Origin of the sequence: Rhizobium skierniewicense Ch11 (assembly GCF_023757665.1) — a bacterium.
Classification (GTDB): Bacteria; Pseudomonadota; Alphaproteobacteria; order Rhizobiales; family Rhizobiaceae; genus Agrobacterium; species Agrobacterium skierniewicense.
On record NZ_RXPG01000029.1, the window covers coordinates 303,649 to 323,674 of the forward strand.

Below are 20,026 nucleotides of genomic sequence, written 5' to 3' on the forward strand. Positions count from 1 at the left end.
CTGAGATATTCGATTTCCCATTCATCACTCGCAACACGGTCAAAGAATGTTGTAGGGCAGTCGTCGCGACGATAGACCTTTGCGCTTTGGCGCGCTATCCCTTCTTCCCATGAAAAAAGGCGATCATCTCTTTCTCGTTGACGGCTCCGGTTTCATCTTCCGGGCGTTCCATGCCATTCCTGCGCTAAACCGCAAATCGGATGGATTGCCCGTCAATGCCGTCTCCGGTTTCTGCAACATGCTGTGGAAGCTGCTGAAGGATGCGCGCAACACCGATGTCGGCGTTACGCCTACGCATTTTGCGGTGATTTTCGACTATTCCTCGAAAACCTTTCGCAACGAACTCTACGATCTCTACAAGGCCAACCGCTCCGCACCGCCGGAAGATCTGGTGCCGCAGTTCGGATTGATCCGCCAGGCCACCCGAGCCTTCAACCTCCCCTGCATCGAGACCGAGGGTTTCGAAGCGGATGACATCATCGCGACCTATGCCCGCCAGGCCGAGGCGATCGGCGCCGACGTGACCATCATCTCATCCGACAAGGATCTGATGCAGCTCGTCTCGGCCAATGTGCATATGTACGACGCCATGAAGGACAAGCAGATCGGCGTGCCCGATGTCATCGAAAAATGGGGCGTTGCTCCTGAAAAGATGATCGACCTGCAAGCCATGACCGGCGATTCGACCGACAACATTCCCGGAATTCCCGGAATTGGGCCGAAAACGGCAGCACAGTTGCTGGGCGAATACGGCGATCTCGATACGCTGCTGGAGCGCGCTGGCGAAATCAAGCAGCAGAAACGCCGCGAAAATATCGTTGCCAATGCCGAGCTTGCGCGTCTGTCGCGCCAGCTCGTCGCGCTTCGAACCGACGTACCGCTGGAAATGCCACTCGACGCCCTGACGCTTGAGCCACAGGATGGCCCGAAGCTGATCGCCTTTCTCAAGGCCATGGAATTTACCACGCTGACGCGGCGCGTTGCCGAAACGACAGGAGCGGATGCAGCATCCATCGATGCAGCGCATGTGCCTGTCGAGCGTGGTCCACAGGCGCATGGCCCGGATATGGATGCAGCAACGAATCTATCTGTTCCACTGGCCGAAAATGCCGTCGACAATTTCGATCCGGTCGGTTCCAAGATGGATGGCACAGGACCGGCTGCCTTGGCATCATCGCGAGAAGCCGGATTTTCTGCCGCCAAAATCGATATCACGTCTTACCAAACGATCTGCACCGTCGAAGAGCTCGATCGGTGGATAGCGCTTGCGCGCGAAACCGGCGTCGTCGCCTTCGACACCGAGACCACCTCGCTGGACCCTATGCAGGCCGAGCTCGTCGGGTTTTCCCTGGCGGTGGCCGACAATTCCAAGGATGCTGGTGGCCTCGATATTCGTGCAGCCTACGTGCCGCTCAACCACAAGACAGGCTCGGGCGGCGATCTGTTCAGCGACGGTATCAAACTTGCGCCAGACCAGATCGCATTCGATGAGGCGCTTGTCCGGCTGAAATCACTGCTGGAAGACCCCTCGGTGCTCAAGGTCGCGCAGAACCTCAAATATGATTACCTGCTGGTTAAGCGTCTCGGCATCGTCATGCAGAGTTTTGATGACACCATGCTGATGTCCTATGTTCTGGAAGCGGGCAAGGGCCTGCATGGCATGGACGCGCTTTCCGAACGTTGGCTGGGCCACACGCCGATCTCCTACAAGGAGGTTGCAGGATCCGGCAAGTCCGGCGTTACCTTCGATTTCGTCGATATCGACAAGGCGACGACCTATGCCGCCGAAGATGCAGATGTGACGTTGCGGCTATGGATGGTGCTGAAACCACGCCTCGCTGCCGACAAGATGACGGCGGTTTACGAGCGGCTGGAACGTCCGCTCCTGCCCGTCCTCGCGCGCATGGAAGAACGCGGTATCACCGTCGACCGGCAAATCCTGTCGCGCCTTTCTGGCGAGCTTGCACAGAAAGCAGCGGCCTTCGAAGACGAGATTTACGAACTCGCCGGTGAAAAATTCAATATCGGCTCGCCCAAGCAACTGGGTGACATTCTCTTTGGTCGAATGGGCCTGCCGGGCGGCTCGAAAACCAAGACAGGGCAATGGTCGACATCCGCCCAGGTCTTGGAGGATCTGGCTGCCGAAGGTGCGGAACTCCCTCGCAAGATCGTGGATTGGCGCCAGCTGACAAAATTGAAATCGACATATACGGACGCGCTTCCGACTTACGTGCACCCGCAAACCAAGCGCGTGCACACGTCCTACTCGCTCGCCTCCACGACCACTGGACGTCTGTCGTCGTCCGAGCCCAACCTGCAGAATATCCCGGTAAGGACTGCCGAAGGGCGGAAAATCCGCACTGCCTTCGTCTCGACCCCCGGCAACAAGCTTTTATCGGCCGACTACAGTCAGATCGAACTGCGCGTGCTCGCGCATGTGGCGGATATACCGCAGCTGAGAAATGCATTCGAGAACGACATCGACATCCACGCGATGACCGCGTCAGAAATGTTCGGCGTTCCCGTCGAAGGCATGCCATCGGATGTGCGACGACGCGCGAAGGCGATCAATTTCGGCATCATCTACGGTATTTCCGCCTTCGGTCTGGCCAATCAGCTTGCCATTGGCCGCGCGGAGGCGGGGGAATATATCAAAAAATATTTCGAGCGTTTCCCCGGTATTCGCGACTATATGGAAAGCACGAAAGCCTTCGCCCGCGATAAAGGATACGTCGAAACGATCTTCGGTCGCCGCATTCATTATCCGGAAATCCGATCGTCCAACCCTTCCGTCAGAGCCTTCAACGAACGCGCTGCTATCAATGCGCCTATCCAAGGCTCAGCCGCCGACGTCATCCGCCGCGCCATGATCCAAATCGAGCCGGCCCTGGATCAGTCCGGCCTATCGGCACGCATGCTCCTCCAGGTCCATGACGAACTGATCTTCGAGGTCGAAGAAGCCGAAATCGACAAGGTCCTCCCCATCGTCGTCACCATCATGGAAAGCGCCACACTGCCAGCCATCGACATGAAGGTGCCGCTGAAAGTAGACGCAAGAGCCGCTAGCAACTGGGACGAAGCCCACTAGAGTCTGTCAGGCCTATACTGAACCATATGCTGCCTGCGTTAGATAGTTTGAGCTTTTGCGGGGAGCGAAGGCCTTGAGAAGATTGCCGACGCGCCTCAACCCTGTCTCGCCGATCCGCTCTTCGGCTTTTCGGACGAGGATTTTGAGCTTGGCGAACACGACCTGAGACCCTGATTGTCCTCGATATTTTGGTAGAGTCCGTCACTCTGAGGAGACGGACGGCATGAAGCAATCACGGTTCACGGATGAGCCGATCATCGGAATCTTGAAAGAGCATGAGAACGCCCGATGTGAAGCGGGACGCTGTGGCTCATGTCGGCCAACAGCATGGGGTGAGCCAGCTTCGAGCGTGCGAGGTTTTGCCCGTTGATCGATCGACGTGCGATACCTCAGCATTCGACCAGATGATGCCAAAGGCAAGATAGAAAACCCCAGACTCTCCCGAAAACTGGAGGAAAAATGGGTCTCAGGTCAGTCCAGTTTCAACAGCAATATTTGTCGCGCTAATTCACCGCGCACTGCGCTCTTGACAAAGTTCAGCATCCGATTCCATACTTCGTCAAGTTGCCGAACAAATTACGCGAAGGTTACGTCGGAATAGGACAAGCGTTTGGGAGAAGGCATAGGAAGGCGAATTGCGGGTGCGTTAAGGAGGTCTCCTTCCGAGCCGTGCGCTGCCTACTTTCTACTCCAGGCTCCACAGCGAACCCTTCCCCTGCAGAACCTTGCCACTCTGGCACTCCTCTTTCCGGGCTGCTGGCGCCCGAGGGGGCCAGCCTATGATGTATACGAGCCAGGCCGCGAACTACAAGAAATGCCAACTCCAGAGAAGGAAAACCGAAATGAAAAGGTTTATGTACGGCTCTCTTATCGCAGCCGGTCTGCTCGCCGGCGCGCCCGCATATGCGTCTGAACTGAAGATCATGTGGTATCTTGGCACGGATGCCGAGGAGCAGGCGATCAAGGATGTGCTTGCTACCTATACAAAGCTGAAGCCGGAAACGACTTTCAATTTGCAGATCGTTCCCTACGACGACATCGACAATCGATTCGCCCAGCTAGCGGCTGCAGGCACGCTGCCGGACCTTTCGAAAACATCGTCAATGCGGCCCTTTATCCGCCCCTACCTGACGGATTTCGCGCCGGTGTTCGGCAAGGATTATCTCAAAGATTTCGTTCCAGGATGGGCCGCTGGCGCCAAGTTGGGCGACCAGATCATAGCCGCGCCGCTACAGGTAACGGCGACAGGCATGCTGATCAACAAGTCCGCCTTTGAAAAGGCAGGCGTTGATATTCCAGACATCAAGACCTCTTGGACTTGGGACGAGTTCCTCGCCAAGACCAAGGAGGTGGCGGACAAGGCCGCCGTGCGCTACCCGCTCGTTTGGGATATCTCCCAGAGCCGCTGGCTGACCATGCAATTCCAGTATGGCAACCACATTTATTCCGAGGACGAGCCTTACAAGGTTGTCTTCGATCACGACAAGGCAACCGCCGTCCTTGACAAGTTCATCGGGCTGACCAAGACACACATGCCGCCAGGCCTGTGGTCGGGTTCGAGTTCTGACAATCCGAAACAACTCTTCACCAGCGGTCAGGCAGTCGCGTGGATGTCCGGTAACTGGCAAGTAGGAGGATTGGCCGAAAATGCCTCTTTCGATTGGCAGGCAGGCCCGACACCCTACGGCACCGTCAAGTCCAGCATGGTTGGCGGCGACTACGTGATCGGCTTCAACACGAGCGAGCATGTGGATGAAGTCAATGCCTTCATCAAGTGGCTGACCACCGATCCAAAGGCGCAGGAACTTTACACCAAACCGATAATGTACATTCCGGCTAATCTTAAGGTTCCGCCAATCGACTACGGCAACGCCAAGGCGTCCGCCGCCCTACAAGCCTTCAAGGAGGAGCTGTCCGCAAGCCCCAATTTTGCCGCCACCGACCAGGCGAACCCCGCCATGCAGTATGTCTGGGGTCCGATGCGCCAATCGCTGTTCCAGGCCACCACAGGCCAGATCACTAGCAGTCAGGCAATTGACCAGATCATCAAAACGGCTCAGGAATCCTTGACGGAAGCGGGCCAGTGACCAGCACCCCATCCACCATCGAAGCGGCGCCGGGAGCAATCCCGGTGTCCACCGGCAAAGCCCCTGGCGGCACGCCATGGACGACACGGCTTTTTCCCTACATGCTGTTGACGCCAACGGTTGTACTGCTCGCGGTTTTCACCCTCTATCCGCTGGTCCAAGGCCTGTGGATGTCCTTCTTCAAGCGCGGTATCGTCGTGGTTGAGCGGGCACAGGCCACCTGGCCCAAATTCGTCGGCATCGACAACTATGTCCGCCTTTTCAACGACCCGGAGTTCTTCAGCACACTGGCCAAGACTGTCGGCTTCGTGCTGATCGCGGTCCCTGCGGTGACCGTTGTCTCGCTCGGGCTTGCCATCCTGCTGAAGAACCGATTCTTCGGTGTGGGCGCTGCACGCGCCGTTGTCTTTTTCCCTTCAATGATCAGCCTTCTGATTACCGGCGTCGTCTGGAAATGGATGTTCGGCCTCAATTCCGGCCTGATGAACTATCTTCTGTCTCTGGTAGATGTCGCGCCCGTTCCATGGCTCGACAACGGTACAATGGCGCAGGTCGCGGTCGTTATCGTCTGGGTTTGGGCCAGCGCCGGCTTCTATATGATGATCCTGATTGCCGGTCTCACTACCATTTCCGAGGATCTCTACGAAGCGGCCCGCGTCGATGCTGCCAGTAACTGGCGCATCTTCACGCGCATCACGCTGCCGCTTTTAAAGCCTAGTATCTCACTGGTCGTCATTCTGTCCTCGGTCGAAGCCTTCAAGGTCTACGAATTGGTCGTGTCTCTGACTGGAGGCGGTCCAGGTAGATCGACGGTCTACCTTATCCAGACCATCTATGAGACAGCCTTCACAAAGGCCAATCAGGCCGGCGTGGCCGCGGCGCAATCCGCCGTACTGTTCCTGATCCTGCTCGTGCTCACTGCCATCCAGCTTCGTGTCAGCAAGGAGAAAGCATGACCACCGCCCTACTCTCCAGCCGCGCCGCCCGCGACTGGGCCTTCCGTGGCCCATTGCTAGTGATCGTACTTGTGCTCTTCCTGCTGCCGCCGCTTTGGCTGCTGGCCAGTGCACTGAAGGCACCGAACGACATCTTTGCCTGGCCGCCAACGCTCCTGCCCTCTCCAGCGACGTTGGTGAACTTCGCCACCGCCTTCGATCAGACAGGTTTTGGTCTATTCTTCCAAAACTCTCTGTTCGTGGCCATCATATCTGCGGCGATCTCGGTCTTGATCAGCTTGATGGCAGGCTATGCACTGGCCAAGTTTCGCTTTCGAGGCGAAACCTTCTTCTTCATGCTGATCATGTCGGCTCTGATGATTCCACTGCAAATCATCCTGATACCGATTTTCATCGTGCTGAAGGATCTGGGCCTCTTGAACTCGCTTTGGGGCGTGATCCTCGCTCCGGCGGCCACCCCCTCGGGTGTGTTCATCATGCGCCAGTACATCCGCAGCATTCCCGACAGCTTGCTGGAAGCGGCACGCATCGACGGCACGCCAGAATGGCGCATCCTGTTTCGGATTATCCTGCCCCTATCCGTCCCGGCAATTGCTGCCCTTGCCGCCTTCAATTTCGTCTGGCGGTGGAACGACTATCTTTGGCCATATCTGATCATCACCGACCAGTCGAAATGGACGGTACAACTGGCGCTCGCCAATAATGTCGGCCAATGGGACATCAACTGGCCACGGCTGCTTGCGATGTCAGTGCTGTCAGTCATTCCGACGCTGGTGCTGTTCGTGAGCCTGCAACGCTATTTCATGAACGGGCTGTTGTCGGGTGCAAGCAAGGAGTAACCCTTAAGGCCCTTTCGTCAGCGAGGGTACCGGATACCAACCATCCGGCGCCTCCCTTTTTATTTCTTCCGAATTTTCCTGCCTGATGGATATGTGACATGCTTGGCGTCTGCTATTACCCCGAACACTGGCCTGAAGACATCTGGGCTGAAGATGCCAGGCGCATGGCAGAGACCGGTATAGGCGTGGTGCGGATTGCAGAATTCGGCTGGGCCCGCATGGAACTGGCCCCTGGTGTTTTCGACTGGTCCTGGCTTGATCGCGCGATAGAGACACTGGCCGCCGCCGGGCTCAAACTGGTTCTTGGCACGCCGACTGCTGCTCCGCCCCGCTGGCTTGTCGATCTGCATCCGGATATCCTTCCTGTTGATCGTAACGGACTGCCGCGGCTGTTTGGTTCGCGCCGGCACTATACGCCCGCGAGTCCCGCTTTCATCGAGGCAACGCGCCGAATCGTGACGGCCATGATGGAACGCTACGGCGAGCATCACGCCATTATTGGTTGGCAAGTGGATAACGAATTCGGTTGCGATGATACAATCTTCTCCTGGGGCAATCTCGACCGTGCACACTTTCAAGACTGGCTGAAGGCCCGCTACACGACAATCGATGCACTGAATGCGGCTTGGGGCAATGACTTCTGGTCGATGACGGTTGGCGACTTTGCGGAGGTTGAACTTCCCACGCGCCAGGTTTGCGACACCAATCCATCGAGCCAGATCGATTTCATGCGCTGCCGTTCCGATCTCTTTGTGGACTATTTCCGCTTGCAGGCCGAGATCATTCGCGCCCACGCACCAGGCCGCTTTGTCACTCATAATTTTATGGGTTTCTCTCATACCTTCGACCATTTCGAGATGGGCCGGCAGATGGATGTGGCGAGTTGGGATTCTTATCCGCTTGGGCGGATCGAAAGCCTGCCGCTGACGGACGCGGAGCGCAACCGCTTCGCCCGCACCGGCCATCCCGATGTCTCGGCTCTGCAGCACGATCTCTATCGCGCTGTGGGCAATGGCCGCTTCTGGATCATGGAACAGCAGCCAGGCCCGGTAAACTGGGCCACTTGGAACGCCGTGCCCGAACGCGGAATGGTGCGGCTGTGGACCTGGGAGGCGCTGGCGCATGGCGCCGAGGCCGTGGTCTACTTCCGGTGGCGGCAGTATCGCAAGGCGCAGGAGCAGATGCATGCAGGCCTTCTGCGTCCAGATCATATTCTGTCTCAAGGTGGCGCGGAAGCAAGCCGAGTGGCTAAGGAGATTGCATATCTCGGTCCGCTACCCGCCACAACGCCTGCGCCTGTTGCGCTCGTCTTCGATTATCAGGCGGCCTGGGTCACGCAGTTCCAGCCGCAGGGAAAGGATTTCGATTATCGCATCCTCAAACTGCGTTGGTATGAGGCCTTCCGCCGGCTGGGAATCGACGTGGACGTGGTGGAGCCCGGCACCTCCCTTTCTGGCTATAGCTTGGTGCTCGTGCCAACGCTGCCGATTGTCTCCGAGGCGGCCCTGCAGGCGTTTCAGGAAACCAACGCCCTGATATTATTCGGACCACGCACCGGCTCGAAGGACCAGAATTTCGCAATCCCCGAGAGCCTGCCACCCGGCCCTACGCTACAGGGAATTATGCCACTAAAGGTGACAGAGGTCGAAAGTATGCGGCCTGGCCTCTCTGCCGCAGTCTCCGGCACGGTTTCCGGCACCGTCACCCGTTGGCGGGATTTTCTCGAGACCGATCTAGAGGTGCTTGCCCACTTCGATGACGGCGCAACCGCACTCACCGCCGCTGGTCGCTTTCACTATCTGGCTGGCTGGCCGGAAACCGACCTGCTTGGCTCGGTTGCGCGTTATCTTTTGGCAAAGGCGGGGCTCTCGGTGGTCGACCTTCCCGAACATGTCCGGATGCGCCGCCGCGGCTCCCTCACTTTCGCGTTCAACTACGGACCGGAAAGTTATACTCTGCCGGTTGCAGCCGAACAGCTGCTGATCGGTACGCCAGAGTTGAAGCCGCACGACGTTGCCTGCTGGCGGGCGTGACAGTCAGCATCAATTCCGGGGCCATCTGGATGGCTGGAGACATCCTGACGTCGGAGTTCAGGGCGTTTCCAGCTCATCGCTTCACCGTAAAATTGGAGTGAAGAGCCCATTGAAGATGACCATACAGATGGTTCGGCTCAATTCCTCGCCTGTGGCAAACGCATTTCGCTTGGCAGTTCCTGCGGCGAAAACAGTGCGTTGTGCAACTGGTTGAGGGCGATCGCAACGGCGCCGATCAGAGTAGCTCGCGGACCAAGCGCGCTGGACTCCAGGCTGATCTGGCGGCGGGTCAGACGAGGTAGTTCGGACCGTATCAGCGACAGGAGCAAGGCGTTTCGTCCAACATTGCCACCTAGCACGATCATTTCTGGATCGATCATCGCATCGACCGAAACGATCAGAAGTGCTGCCAGCCTCGCCGTTTCCCGAATTACGGCAAGCGCTGGTTCAGCACCTGTTTCCGCCGCTTCCAGGATCTGCCTTGTGTCGGCCTCGACGCCACCGGCCGCGCGATAGCGATCAACGATACCTTTCGCGCCGATGACACTTTCGAGCGCGCCACGCTCAAGACTATCCTCACGATAGGGATCGGCGCCGATGGGCAGGTATGAAATCTCGCCAGCCGCCCCGCGCGCGCCCTTTACCAGCTTGCCGTTGACAAGCATACCAAGGCCGATACCGGTGCCAAGCGCTATGAACACAGCCGTCTCCAACCGTGCGGCGCATCCCTTCCAGGCTTCGCCGAGCACTGCGGCATTCACATCATTTTCGATGACAACTTGGCAGCCCAGTGCATCGTTGAGCTGGCGCACCACGTCAAGGCGACCCGTTTCGGCCATGTTAGGCGCCAGCGCCAGATATCCAGAAACGGGATCGACGACACCAGGCGTCGCAACAGCGGCCAGCAGTATCTTTTCGAAACCGATGCCTGCAAACTGCAGATTTTTTTGAACCAGATCATGCACGTGGCCGATCAGCGCCTCACCTGCACGCCCATCTGTCGGATGATCGCTTTCATGAACGATGGTGCCGGAAACAGAGACAATGGCGATGCGGATCGTCGTCGCCCCTAGATCCACGCCGACAGCATAGCCACTCGCTTCCGCCACCTCGTAGGTCACGGCGCTACGCCCGACCTTGCCGCTAATAATGCCGTTGACACGCACCCATCCGGATTCCTCCAGCGCGCGGATAACCTCCGACATGGTTTGCTTGGACAGACCTGTCTTCTTGGCCAGCGTTGCACGGGAGGTCGGGCCTTCTTGCAGCAGCACGTCCATGGCGGCACGCACGGAAATCTGGCGGAGAACGGGAGAAGGACTTTGGCGTAGGGTCATCAATGCGCTCTTAGGTGACTCGGTTTCAATATTTCCACTTTTCCTCATCTACAGAAATCGAGCTCATCTGCATAGGGTTCGGAGAGGTGACGAACTATCGGAGTGGGTGCGTTAGCTATATAAACCATGATGCAAGGATTCGACGACCTTCCACGGCGACAAATCTGAAAATTATATTCGGCAACTTGACGAACTATATAAAAGACAGCAAAGTGGTATCGCTACAGCCGCTTCGATGATCTGCAGCGGCGTGCCGAGAAGAATAGATCGAAGGGGTTCGCAATGGCTAGTCTCACACTAAACGGCGTGGTGAAGCGCTATGGCACGCATCCCGTTATCCACGGCGTTGAACTGACTGTCAACGACGGAGAGTTCGTTGTGCTCGTTGGTCCTTCTGGATGTGGCAAGTCCACCCTCCTGCGTATCATCGCGGGTTTGGAAGAGACCACAGCTGGTCGTGTGCTCATCGGTGAGGAGGATGTGACTGCCCTTCCACCTGGGGATCGTGGCATTGCCATGGTCTTCCAATCCTATGCGCTTTATCCACACATGACAGTTCGCCAGAACCTTTCTTTCGGGCTCGAAAACCTCAAGATGACGAAGGTGGAAATTGAGCGACGGATCATCGAGGCGGCGCGGATGCTTGCCATCGAACCGCTGCTGGAGCGTCGTCCAAAACAATTGTCCGGTGGCCAGCGCCAACGTGTCGCTATCGGCCGCGCCATCGTGCGGAATCCCAAAGTCTTCCTGTTCGACGAACCCCTGTCGAACCTCGATGCGGCGCTTCGCGTGCAGACACGTGGCGAAATCAGCCGCCTGCACAAGCGCCTCGATGCCACCATGATCTACGTGACGCATGATCAGATCGAGGCCATGACAATGGCCGATCGCATCGCGGTGCTGAATGCCGGTGTACTGGAACAGTTTGGCGCGCCACTCGATCTCTTCGATTTCCCCGTCAACAAGTTCGTTGCCGGCTTCATCGGCTCACCGCAAATGAATTTCTACGACGGAATTTTGCGAGCCGTTGGTGCCGAGAATGTCGGCGTCGAGGTCGCAGGGTTCGGTGTTGTGCAAGTCCCGGTGGATGGCTCCGCGGCTGCCGTCGGCGACAAGGTTATCCTTGGCGTACGCCCTAACCACTTCCATATGCTGAAGGAGCACTCGGATACCTATCACCGCGTTCGCGTCCGGGTCACCTATACCGAAAGCGTTGGCACGGAGACCTACATGTTTGGCAAGGTCGAAGGCTCCGAGGTTAACACGGTGCTTCACCTGCCAGACCATGTGCCTGCTGAAGAAGGCGACGTACTGAATTTTGGCATCAAGCCAGACCGCTTCCACCTCTTCGATGGCAAGACGGAACAATCACTCCCCAAGCGTCGCGCCGATGGAAGCCGCATCGTCAGCGCTGCTTGAACTCCATCCAGCGGAGAGCCGTACCGCCTCGCGTCGGCATAGTCTCCGGATCTCGGAATACTAACATGACACCGATCATCCTTGCCGACGCACCGCAGGCGGCAAATGCCGTTGCCGAGCGCATCATCGCGGTCTTGCGCGACAAGCCCGAGGCAGTGCTTGGCCTTGCCACCGGTGCCACGATGGAACCCGTTTACGCCGCGTTGGTCGCGGCGTACCTGAGCGGTCGGGTGAGTTTTTCCCGCACCACGACGTTCAACTTGGATGAATATGTCGGAATACCTCCCGATCATCCCGGAAGTTACCGCGCCACCATGAACCGGCTGTTATTCGATCACGTCGATATTGAATTGTCGCGCACCCACGTTCCAGACGGTATGGCCGCAAATCCGGAAGAGGCAGCCGAAGCCTATGAGCTTCAAATCCGTCAAGCAGGCTGCATCGACTTGCAGCTTCTTGGTATTGGACGCAACGGACATATCGGTTTCAACGAGCCTGGATCAACGCTTCAAAGCCGCACTCGCCACGTCGTCCTGCATTCCGAAACGTTGGCTGCCAACCAAGATTTCTTTGAAGATGCCGAAGTACCGCGAAGCGCGATCACCATGGGTATCGCCACGATCCTGACGGCTCGGTCCATCCTCGTGCTCGCCACCGGCAACGCCAAGCAATCAGCAGTCCGTCAGGCGCTCGCTGGCGGCTACCACTCCGATTGTCCCGCCTCTGCGCTGGCCGGCCATACCGACGTAACCTGGATCCTCGACGATGCAGCGGCGCAGAGCGCAAGGGTGGTTTGAAGGTGAGCCTCCAACCAGTCTTGAGCAATGCTCAGTCGGCCCGTCCTCCATCCGTGGCTCCTCATCGGCTAACGAGCAACACTTCTATTTGCACGTGAATATGCCTGACGAGGCGCGATCCGCTCCCATCGGGTTGAATGGCGCGGAAGTTCTGCTGATATCCCCTGGGGTGTAATGTATCCAGCGTCATCTCTTGGCCGATCAATGATCGGAGACGGCAGTGTGCCTACTGCCGTACCTTGGGTCTCTCAGTCGGCCAAGCGTCCTGCGTCAATCGCTGCCTCGATGATGGCGCGATGCTCGAGAATCGCGGCGGCGTGCATGCCAGTCCAGCCTTGCAGAAGAGATCCTCGCGCGAAGGGTGGCGAAAAATATTCGACGGAGCCTATCCAGCCCTTTTCGAGGCTGGTCTTCCACCAGCGCGTCAACGGATAATCCGCCCCCCCTACACCGTATTTCAGGCGCTGCTCGGCATAGAGGGCAGAGAGATAGGGCCAGTCAGCACCATTGTGGTATCGATAGGCGAAGGCGGACTTTGCACGGGTGTCGGCAGTACGCTTGAATGGTGGCCAAGCGCACATCACGCCCCAATCTCCATAGGGTTGGCGATCATTGTTGCGGGTTTCGAGCAACCGTGCAACGTTCTCCAGCACCGTTTGCGCCCGATCGGCGGAGACCGCATCAAAGCGCAACAGTGTCAGACTGTCGAGCGTCAGGTGATCCTCCACGAACTCGCCTTTCAGACCGTAGTCTTGATACCAGCCATCCGGCGTCAACATTGCCTCATCGAGATTGGCACGCGCCTTCTGGGCAAGTGCACGTGCCTCGTCTGACAAGTCCGCATCCAGCGCTCCTCCATGGGCGGCGATTACGTCGAGCGCCCCGATCCACAAGCCGATGTCATAGGCAACGTAGCCGTGGCGATAGACATTGTCGGCCCAGTCACGGTCGTGGCGCGGTTTGACGACGAGGCCCGTTCCGAAATGATCGAAACCCTGGTAACGGCGGAAGATCGCCGCCACCGTTTTCCAGTGGTCGGAGAGCGCCGCGGTATCGCCCGTGACGCGTATATAGTCTCCGATGGTCAGGACGAAGAAGAGAGGGCTGTCGAAGTGATCGCTCCACCAGTCTGTTGAACGAAGATGCTCCATCTTGTATTCGGCCGAATTGACGCGGAATCTCTCCCATTCCTCACCCTGCTTCGGGCCAGTGAGAATGACGGCACTCGGTGCCTCGCCATCTATCTGGATGCCAGTCGCCAGCAGGTCGATCTGGTCGCGCACCACCTGCGGTTCTAGGAAGAGCAGCGGCTGCAGTGTCCAGTAGCCGTCGCGATAATAGGTGCGGGTCGGTGCCGAATATGCCTGACCAGCGGCCAGCCCAAGAAAACGGCCATCTTCTGCGCGGCGGATCGAAGAAAGCGAGGCGTGCGTACTCTGTATGGCCATGGATCGCATCAGAGGTCCCGCAGAAGGCAGGATATCGCAACGCGCCACATGCGAGGAGCATTCGGCGATAATCTCATCGGCGGAAAGCAACAACCCGCGCTCCGCCTCTGCACGGCTAGCACCGACCGCAATCACGATGTCACCGCCCGTCCGCGTTTCAACGATAGTGAAACCCCAAGGCGTGGTGGCGATTCGACGCGCGCCTTCGTGGCGTACTTTTTCCGGCGCAGTCAGCGTGCCCCACCAGGCACAGCGTCTGGCGGGACGCACAGCCTTCAGCCGCGCGCCCCGCAAAAGAAGCGTCGGCGCCGTCTGCGCCACATGCACGGAGCGAGAGCCGGCGACTATCCGGTTTGGCGCATGGATAAAAGGACCATCCCATGCATCAAAGAAGATGTTCGCCATCTGGCCGCAACCCCAGAGGGACAGCTTCAATTGACCCTCCGGCATGAAATCGCCCTGCAGGCGCGGCGCCATGAACGCCATCTGCACCGAGTGGCGGGTCTCAACCAGTCCGTCGGGCCTCGCAAAGGCAATATCGGTCTCGGTCATCCAAGGTCTCCTCAGAAAGCTCAGGCAGCGGCGGCGGTTCGCGCCGCGGCCAGATGGGAAGCGAGCATCACGGCGCCGATGAGACCAGCCTGAACACCAAAGCGACTTGGTTCGACGGGGCAATCGAACGGAAGAAGCGGGACAAGATGATGGCGCAGGCGTTCGAGAAAGATTGGCTGCGCACCAATGCCGCCGCCAACCACGATGCGGGCAGGATCGATCAGCGCTTGAACTGCGGCAAGGCCGAGCGAGGCATCGCGCGCTACGACATCGATTGCTTCTAACGCGGACGCATCGCCGGCAATCGCACGGGTAAACAGACCGGCAACACTTTCGCTGCCCAGTTTAAAGCGCTGGCGGATACCAGTCGTGCCGACCAGATCCTCGAACAGGCCGCTTGCGGATGTGGGCGCTGATGCATGCGGTTGAGCACCCACAGGCAGATAAGAGATCTCACCTGCGCGACCGAAAGCGCCACGCGCCAACGCGCCATTGACGACCAGACCCATGCCGACGCCTGTGCCGAAAGAGATGAAGACGATCGAAGCAACGTCGTGTCCAGCAACGCTCTTGGCTTCCCCATAAGCTGCCAAGTTGACATCGTTTTCTACCGCGATCGGGCACGACAGGCGTTCGCCGACAAGGGCGGCAAGCGGCCGGTCGACTGGCAGCGCGAGGTTCGGTGAAAGCGACCCAAGTCCGGTTTGCGGTGATATTGCGCTTGGAACACCGATCATGACCTGTGCGATGTCATCGACGGTAACACCTGACTCACGTGCCAAAGCCATCGCCATCTCAGTTATTTGGTCGAGAACATGTGCATTTGGTCCGTGGCGCGTCGGCTCTTCGCGCGACGCAAGTATGTTGCCTTCGGCGTCGGCAAGCCCTGCTAGAAGTTTTGTTCCACCCAGATCGATTCCGATCACGAGGCGATTTTTCAGCATTTGATCAAACGCGCTCGCCTGCTTCACGCCTAACGTCTGCGCGGTCTTGGAAGCGTTCAAAACGGTACTCGCGAACGCGATATCCAGTGGCATGAACGACGCTCCTTTTATTTGTTCGGTACGTTGACGAATTTATTAAGCGGTGTTGCCTACACATGTCAAGTTGGCGCTCTATGGAGGGAAAGCCTATGTTTCGTTGAGGCGGGTGATAACCCGCTCACGGTGCCAAATATAAAGCCCGGAACCAATCAGAATCAGCGCGCCGGCAAACGTCCAGACAGTTGGGATGTCGCCAAAGAAAACGTAGCCGAGGATGAGGACGGCGAGAAACTGGAAATATTGTAGCGGAGCGAGAAAGCTTGCTGGCGCGAAACGGTGTGCCTGAATATAGAAATAATGACTGATCGCACCGAAGAAGCCCGCGCCGAAGAGCGCGAGCCAGGTGTACGCATCGCTCGGCCAAATGAAGACGAAGGGCAATATCGGCGTCAAAATAAGCGCCGGGAGAGCCGCCATGATAAGAAGCATGCTGCCTGCCGATTCTGTTCCCGCCAGCCTCCTCGTCATGATGGAATAGCCAGCGCCTATAATAACGGACAGCAGGACGATGCCAAAAGCGGGGTCAAGAGCACCGGGCTGGGGCCGCGTAATGACGAGCACACCGATGAAACTGAGGCCAATCGCCGTCCACCGGTAGCGCCCCACCTTTTCGCCCAGCCACACGATTGACAGTAGTGTGACGAAGGCTGGACCGGTGAACTGGATCGACAACGTCTCAGCGATCTGGAGTTGGCTGAGGGCGACGAAATTGAGGCCGGTGCAAACGATCTGAATGAGCGCCCGCATCATCTGCAGGCGAGGCTGCTTTGTCAGCCATGCCTCCGGCGCCTTCCATGGATTGAGTACCACCGCCACGAGCATGAAATGGATGGCGAACCGGAACCAGACCGTCTCGATAGCGGGCAGTTCTCGGCTGGCGAACTTGGCGCAGCTGTCGAGGCAGGCAAACAACGTAACGGCTACCAGCATCATCACCGCTGCCCGGCCCTTGTTGGCGCCGCGCCCGTCGGAGCTGACAATCAGGGTTTCTGTTTTTGCGGAAGATGAAGATGGTGAGAGAAAGGCCATAACGGTAACCTTGGGTTAATAATGAGACTCCCATCCGCTTACATAACATAAATTCTTATTTCGTCACCCTGTCGAACTAATATAACTTACCCACAAATCTTCCTTTAAATTTTGCTAGGGTGCGTCACGAATTTTTCGATAGCCCGCGCCGACAGGGCATGTTGGCGGCGGCAAGCTTTCGGTGCATCACGCGTGGATTGAAGGGCGGATGGCACAGAATGGCGAACTGACACTGGACGAGCTTTGCGTGGAACTCTGCGGATCTGGCGTTATCGTCCATCGCCCCAGTGTCGGACGGCTTCTTCAAAGGCTGGACCTGAGCCATAAAAAAAGCCTGATGGCCAGCGAGCAGCAGCGCCCCGGGGTCGCGCGGGCGCGTGAACTGTGGACCGGGCGGCGACAGCCTTTCTTCAACAAGGCATTGGCACGACTGGTTTTTATTGACGAGACGTCTACGAACACAAAGCTGACGAAGCAAACAGGCTGATTCCCCGAGGCCAGCGATATCGAACGAACGCTCCCTTTGAGTCGTGGAAATCCCAAACGTTCATCGCCGTGCTGCAATCCCATGGAATGTTTGCCCCCTGGATTGTCGACAGGCCGATGAATATGACCGCGATAAATGCGAGACGCCCGGCTTCCATCCTCACCTCGATGCAGGCGTTTCAGGAACACAGTGCCGGTCTGAATGAGCGGCATAGAACCGAGTTTGCCGGCCGGGTCAGGGCGGGAGAGTTCAGGGATAGAGCTGAGGAGCTGGCATATCTTGAACGCTTCCGTGCCGTACTCGCCGTGAGCGTCCGGTGAGCGGACTTTCGGTCAGCATCGCTCAATTCTGTCTTGAGCGATTTGTCGGTTCGGGAGCGAACTATCACGCCGCCTCGTTCAATTCTTTTAGCGATGACCACCGCCAAGGCAAAAGCTCTTCGAGGCGATCGGTGGGGTGATCCTGGATCCGGGCCAGGACATCGGTCAGATACGCCTCCGGATTGTGGCCATGAAGCTTTGCGGTTTCGATGATGCTCAGGATATTTGCGATGCGCTCACCACCCTTGTCGGAGCCCGCAAACAACCAGTTTTTGCGGCCAATTCCCAGTGGTCGCATGGCACGCTCAGCTATGTTCTTGTCGATTTCAACCCGGCCGTCATCAAGATAGACGCTCAATGCTGCCCATCGTGACAGCGCATACCGCATAGCTCCCGCCAGCCTCTGTTTCTGTGGCAGTGTTGTCTGGACATCCTCGATCCACTCTTTCAGCTCGGCCAGGATGGGTTTAGCATGCTACTGGCGCAAATCCCGCCTCTCGTCAGGCAACATGCCACGGATACGATCCTCGATATCGTAGAGAGCACCAATGCGCGACAGCGCTTCCTGCGCGATCGGTGATGGCTTGAGTTTGATCACGTCATGGAATTTGCGGCGTACATGCGCCATGCAGGCAGCCTCGATGATCTGATTGCCGTACAGCTTGTTGTAGCCAGCATAGCCGTCCGCGTGCATCACGCCACTGAAGTTGGAAAGATGTTCGGCCGGGTGCCCCCCCTTGCGGTCAGGGCTGTAATAATAAGCGATCGCTCCGGGCCTGGGGTCTTGATAGCCGCGCCCATCGAAGACGTAGACCCAGACCCTCCCGGTCTTGGTCTTTCCTCGTCCAGGGTCGAGAACATCGACCGGAGTGTCGTCGGTATGGATCCGATCGACGGCCGCGATATGCGCTCTGATCAGCAAAATCAGGGGGCCGAGCAAAGCCGATGCACGCCCCATCCAGTCGGCCATCACGGAACGGGAGATATCTATCCCAAGCCGATCGTACATCTCCGACAGTCGGTAAAGTGGGATGTGATCGTCGAATTTGGCGACCATGATATGGGCAAGCAATCCGGGACCGGGTTTGCCGCGCTCGATCGGTAGGGTCGGCATCTTGCCAGACACCGATGTGTCGCAGTCCTTGCAAACGAAGCGCTTTTCGACATGGCGAACAATCTTCACGGATGCCGGCATATGCTCCATGACCTGGACCACCTTATCAGGTGCTTTCAGGAACGATGTCCCGCCGCAGGTCGGGCAATTGCACCGCGCCGGATAGATCCGCTCTTCTGTCGGCAGCCCATCCGGCAAAGGTCTGCGCCTTGGCTTTTCGCAGGCATCTTCCAGCTCCGGCAGAGGTGTCCTTCCAGAGCGAACCTCAGCCTCGGCGCGGGACGCTTCAATCTCCTCGAGCATCAGTTCGAATTGTTCGATCTTGCGGTCTATTTTCTCGGACGAGGCCCCATGCTGTCGATGTCGCAGCAACTCCAACTGCGCGCGCAAAATGTCGATTATGGTATCGCGCTTGGTAACTTCCGCGTCTTGTCGCTCGAGTTTCGCCGCCTGTTCAGCAACCAATGCACGCAGTGCAGATAGCTCGTCCTGACCCTGTGGCGGCGTTGTTTCCATACCCAAAAATGTAACTGATTTGGCCCTCTAGCGCCAGTATTACCCCTGACACCCCCTGCAAAATAACACTTTCAGCCCGTGCGATGAGGCGCTGACGTCCATGTCGGTCGCCGCCAATCGATCCCCTCGACGAGCATCGACAACTGAGCCTGCGTCAGATGCACAACGCCATCTTTGACTGCCGGCCATGGGAAGTATCCGCGTTCCAAAACCTTGTAAAACAGGCAAACCCCCTGGCCGTCCCACCATAAAAGCTTGATCCGGTCGGCACGCCTGCCGCGGAACCCGAAGATCGCTCCAGAACCAGGCGCTTGTCTGATCACTCCCTCGACCAGTGCAGACAAACCGTCGATCCCGCGACGCATGTCAGTCACTCCGCAAGCCAGATAAACCTGTACGTTCCCTGACGGCCCGATCGTGCCGCTTCAACACAAGCGATCAACGATGCCAAAGTCTTTCGCTCGATCTTTGCCGGTACCTTCAGGCTGCGACCGTTGCGCAGCGAGATCCGTACAAACGTTTCCGGGGACACAGTGGATGGCACGTGCCGCGAAGGATCGTTGTCAACAAGACGAACCGGCAAGAACGACGGCGAGTCATCTCGACCGTAGAGAGTTCTGCGCCAGACCCTAATTTGCGATGGATGAACGTCATGCCGACGTGCCACATCGCAGACACGCACGTCTGGCTGAGCCGCTTCCGCCAGGATGGCCAGCTTCACCTCCAACGGCCAGCGCCGCCTGCGTTCAATGCCTGAAATAATCTCCATGCGAGCCATGCCAACATCTAAGATCCCGATCTAATCCCAGCATTAATGCCGGTACTAACGCAAGATCATCGCCTGGATGGCTCAGTTCGTGAAATGTGTTGGCCGGACGCACACGTTCAAACATGGGTCAATTCTCGATGGAAATATCCTATGCTACCGGGTCAGTTCTCAGTGGCAATCAACAACGCCGAG

At 57.8% G+C, this 20,026-nt stretch carries 14 protein-coding genes and 1 pseudogene; 8 read left to right on the plus strand and 7 right to left on the minus strand.

Translation table 11 applies throughout. The features are described from left to right. Nucleotides 1-109: 109 nt before the first annotated feature. The 5 genes from polA to EKM04_RS19910 all read left to right on the plus strand — a co-directional run bounded on the left by polA (nucleotide 110) and on the right by EKM04_RS19910 (nucleotide 9,003). The gene (gene polA, locus EKM04_RS19890) at nucleotides 110-3,088 is read left to right on the plus strand and encodes a DNA polymerase I (protein ID WP_183896789.1); all 2,979 of its coding nucleotides are present in this window, start codon (nucleotides 110-112) and stop codon (nucleotides 3,086-3,088) included. Nucleotides 3,089-3,930: 842 nt separating this feature from the next. Next, complete coding sequence (locus tag EKM04_RS19895) at nucleotides 3,931-5,175, plus strand: ABC transporter substrate-binding protein (RefSeq protein WP_183896790.1); 1,245 nt, start codon at nucleotides 3,931-3,933, stop codon at nucleotides 5,173-5,175. After that, nucleotides 5,172-6,131: a carbohydrate ABC transporter permease gene (locus EKM04_RS19900; RefSeq protein ID WP_252094089.1), complete on the plus strand. Its 960-nt coding sequence runs from the start codon at nucleotides 5,172-5,174 to the stop codon at nucleotides 6,129-6,131. The genes EKM04_RS19895 and EKM04_RS19900 overlap by 4 nt, the downstream gene beginning before the upstream one ends. Continuing rightward, nucleotides 6,128-6,970, plus strand: coding sequence for a carbohydrate ABC transporter permease (locus tag EKM04_RS19905; protein WP_183896791.1), 843 nt, complete (start codon nucleotides 6,128-6,130; stop codon nucleotides 6,968-6,970). The genes EKM04_RS19900 and EKM04_RS19905 overlap by 4 nt, the downstream gene beginning before the upstream one ends. A gap of 98 nt (nucleotides 6,971-7,068) precedes the next feature. After that, nucleotides 7,069-9,003 (plus strand): beta-galactosidase, encoded by a 1,935-nt coding sequence (locus EKM04_RS19910; RefSeq protein ID WP_183896792.1) that lies wholly within the window; start codon nucleotides 7,069-7,071, stop codon nucleotides 9,001-9,003. A gap of 137 nt (nucleotides 9,004-9,140) precedes the next feature. On the opposite strand, the gene EKM04_RS19915 is transcribed toward EKM04_RS19910, so the two are convergent. Further along, nucleotides 9,141-10,340 (minus strand): ROK family protein, encoded by a 1,200-nt coding sequence (locus EKM04_RS19915; protein WP_183896793.1) that lies wholly within the window; start codon nucleotides 10,338-10,340, stop codon nucleotides 9,141-9,143. Between the two features lie 282 nt (nucleotides 10,341-10,622). On the opposite strand from EKM04_RS19915, the gene EKM04_RS19920 reads away from it, so the two are divergent. Then, a complete protein-coding gene (locus EKM04_RS19920) occupies nucleotides 10,623-11,759 on the plus strand; it encodes an ABC transporter ATP-binding protein (protein ID WP_183896794.1) in 1,137 nt (378 codons plus the stop codon). A gap of 65 nt (nucleotides 11,760-11,824) precedes the next feature. Further along, nucleotides 11,825-12,556, plus strand: a complete 732-nt coding sequence (gene nagB, locus EKM04_RS19925) for a glucosamine-6-phosphate deaminase (protein ID WP_183896795.1) — start codon at nucleotides 11,825-11,827, stop codon at nucleotides 12,554-12,556. Between the two features lie 248 nt (nucleotides 12,557-12,804). Here nagB and EKM04_RS19930 read toward each other — a convergent pair whose 3' ends face one another. From EKM04_RS19930 to EKM04_RS19940, 3 genes are all read right to left on the minus strand, one after another. Further along, the gene (locus EKM04_RS19930) at nucleotides 12,805-14,556 is read right to left on the minus strand and encodes an amylo-alpha-1,6-glucosidase (protein ID WP_183896796.1); all 1,752 of its coding nucleotides are present in this window, start codon (nucleotides 14,554-14,556) and stop codon (nucleotides 12,805-12,807) included. A 20-nt stretch (nucleotides 14,557-14,576) separates the two neighbouring features. Next, complete coding sequence (locus tag EKM04_RS19935) at nucleotides 14,577-15,593, minus strand: ROK family protein (protein ID WP_234910963.1); 1,017 nt, start codon at nucleotides 15,591-15,593, stop codon at nucleotides 14,577-14,579. 93 nt (nucleotides 15,594-15,686) lie between these two features. After that, nucleotides 15,687-16,628 (minus strand): DMT family transporter, encoded by a 942-nt coding sequence (locus EKM04_RS19940; protein ID WP_183896797.1) that lies wholly within the window; start codon nucleotides 16,626-16,628, stop codon nucleotides 15,687-15,689. Between the two features lie 208 nt (nucleotides 16,629-16,836). On the opposite strand from EKM04_RS19940, the gene EKM04_RS19945 reads away from it, so the two are divergent. Further along, nucleotides 16,837-17,115 carry a hypothetical protein gene (locus EKM04_RS19945; protein WP_234910964.1) on the plus strand — a complete coding sequence of 93 codons (279 nt, stop codon included), beginning with the start codon at nucleotides 16,837-16,839 and terminating at the stop codon, nucleotides 17,113-17,115. 384 nt (nucleotides 17,116-17,499) lie between these two features. On the opposite strand, the pseudogene tnpC reads toward EKM04_RS19945, so the two are convergent. From tnpC to tnpA, 3 genes and pseudogenes are all read right to left on the minus strand, one after another. Further along, nucleotides 17,500-19,065: pseudogene (gene tnpC / locus EKM04_RS19950) on the minus strand (IS66 family transposase). 71 nt (nucleotides 19,066-19,136) lie between these two features. Continuing rightward, the gene (tnpB, locus tag EKM04_RS19955) at nucleotides 19,137-19,430 is read right to left on the minus strand and encodes an IS66 family insertion sequence element accessory protein TnpB (RefSeq protein ID WP_183896798.1); all 294 of its coding nucleotides are present in this window, start codon (nucleotides 19,428-19,430) and stop codon (nucleotides 19,137-19,139) included. A gap of 5 nt (nucleotides 19,431-19,435) precedes the next feature. After that, the gene (gene tnpA / locus EKM04_RS19960; RefSeq protein WP_183896799.1) at nucleotides 19,436-19,843 is read right to left on the minus strand and encodes an IS66-like element accessory protein TnpA; all 408 of its coding nucleotides are present in this window, start codon (nucleotides 19,841-19,843) and stop codon (nucleotides 19,436-19,438) included. Between the last annotated feature and the right edge of the window lie 183 nt (nucleotides 19,844-20,026).

What these genes read in the sequence shown, in the direction of transcription:
- polA (WP_183896789.1), top strand. Translation starts at nt 110, where the DNA reads ATGAAAAAAGGCGATCATCTCTTTCTCGTTGACGGCTCCGGTTTCATC.
- EKM04_RS19920 (WP_183896794.1), top strand. Translation starts at nt 10,623, where the DNA reads ATGGCTAGTCTCACACTAAACGGCGTGGTGAAGCGCTATGGCACGCAT.
- EKM04_RS19930 (WP_183896796.1), bottom strand. Translation starts at nt 14,556, where the DNA reads ATGACCGAGACCGATATTGCCTTTGCGAGGCCCGACGGACTGGTTGAG.
- EKM04_RS19940 (WP_183896797.1), bottom strand. Translation starts at nt 16,628, where the DNA reads ATGGCCTTTCTCTCACCATCTTCATCTTCCGCAAAAACAGAAACCCTG.
- nagB (WP_183896795.1), top strand. Translation starts at nt 11,825, where the DNA reads ATGACACCGATCATCCTTGCCGACGCACCGCAGGCGGCAAATGCCGTT.
- EKM04_RS19895 (WP_183896790.1), top strand. Translation starts at nt 3,931, where the DNA reads ATGAAAAGGTTTATGTACGGCTCTCTTATCGCAGCCGGTCTGCTCGCC.
- EKM04_RS19915 (WP_183896793.1), bottom strand. Translation starts at nt 10,340, where the DNA reads ATGACCCTACGCCAAAGTCCTTCTCCCGTTCTCCGCCAGATTTCCGTG.
- tnpA (WP_183896799.1), bottom strand. Translation starts at nt 19,843, where the DNA reads ATGGCTCGCATGGAGATTATTTCAGGCATTGAACGCAGGCGGCGCTGG.
- tnpB (WP_183896798.1), bottom strand. Translation starts at nt 19,430, where the DNA reads ATGCGTCGCGGGATCGACGGTTTGTCTGCACTGGTCGAGGGAGTGATC.
- EKM04_RS19935 (WP_234910963.1), bottom strand. Translation starts at nt 15,593, where the DNA reads ATGCCACTGGATATCGCGTTCGCGAGTACCGTTTTGAACGCTTCCAAG.
- EKM04_RS19945 (WP_234910964.1), top strand. Translation starts at nt 16,837, where the DNA reads ATGGCACAGAATGGCGAACTGACACTGGACGAGCTTTGCGTGGAACTC.
- EKM04_RS19905 (WP_183896791.1), top strand. Translation starts at nt 6,128, where the DNA reads ATGACCACCGCCCTACTCTCCAGCCGCGCCGCCCGCGACTGGGCCTTC.
- EKM04_RS19910 (WP_183896792.1), top strand. Translation starts at nt 7,069, where the DNA reads ATGCTTGGCGTCTGCTATTACCCCGAACACTGGCCTGAAGACATCTGG.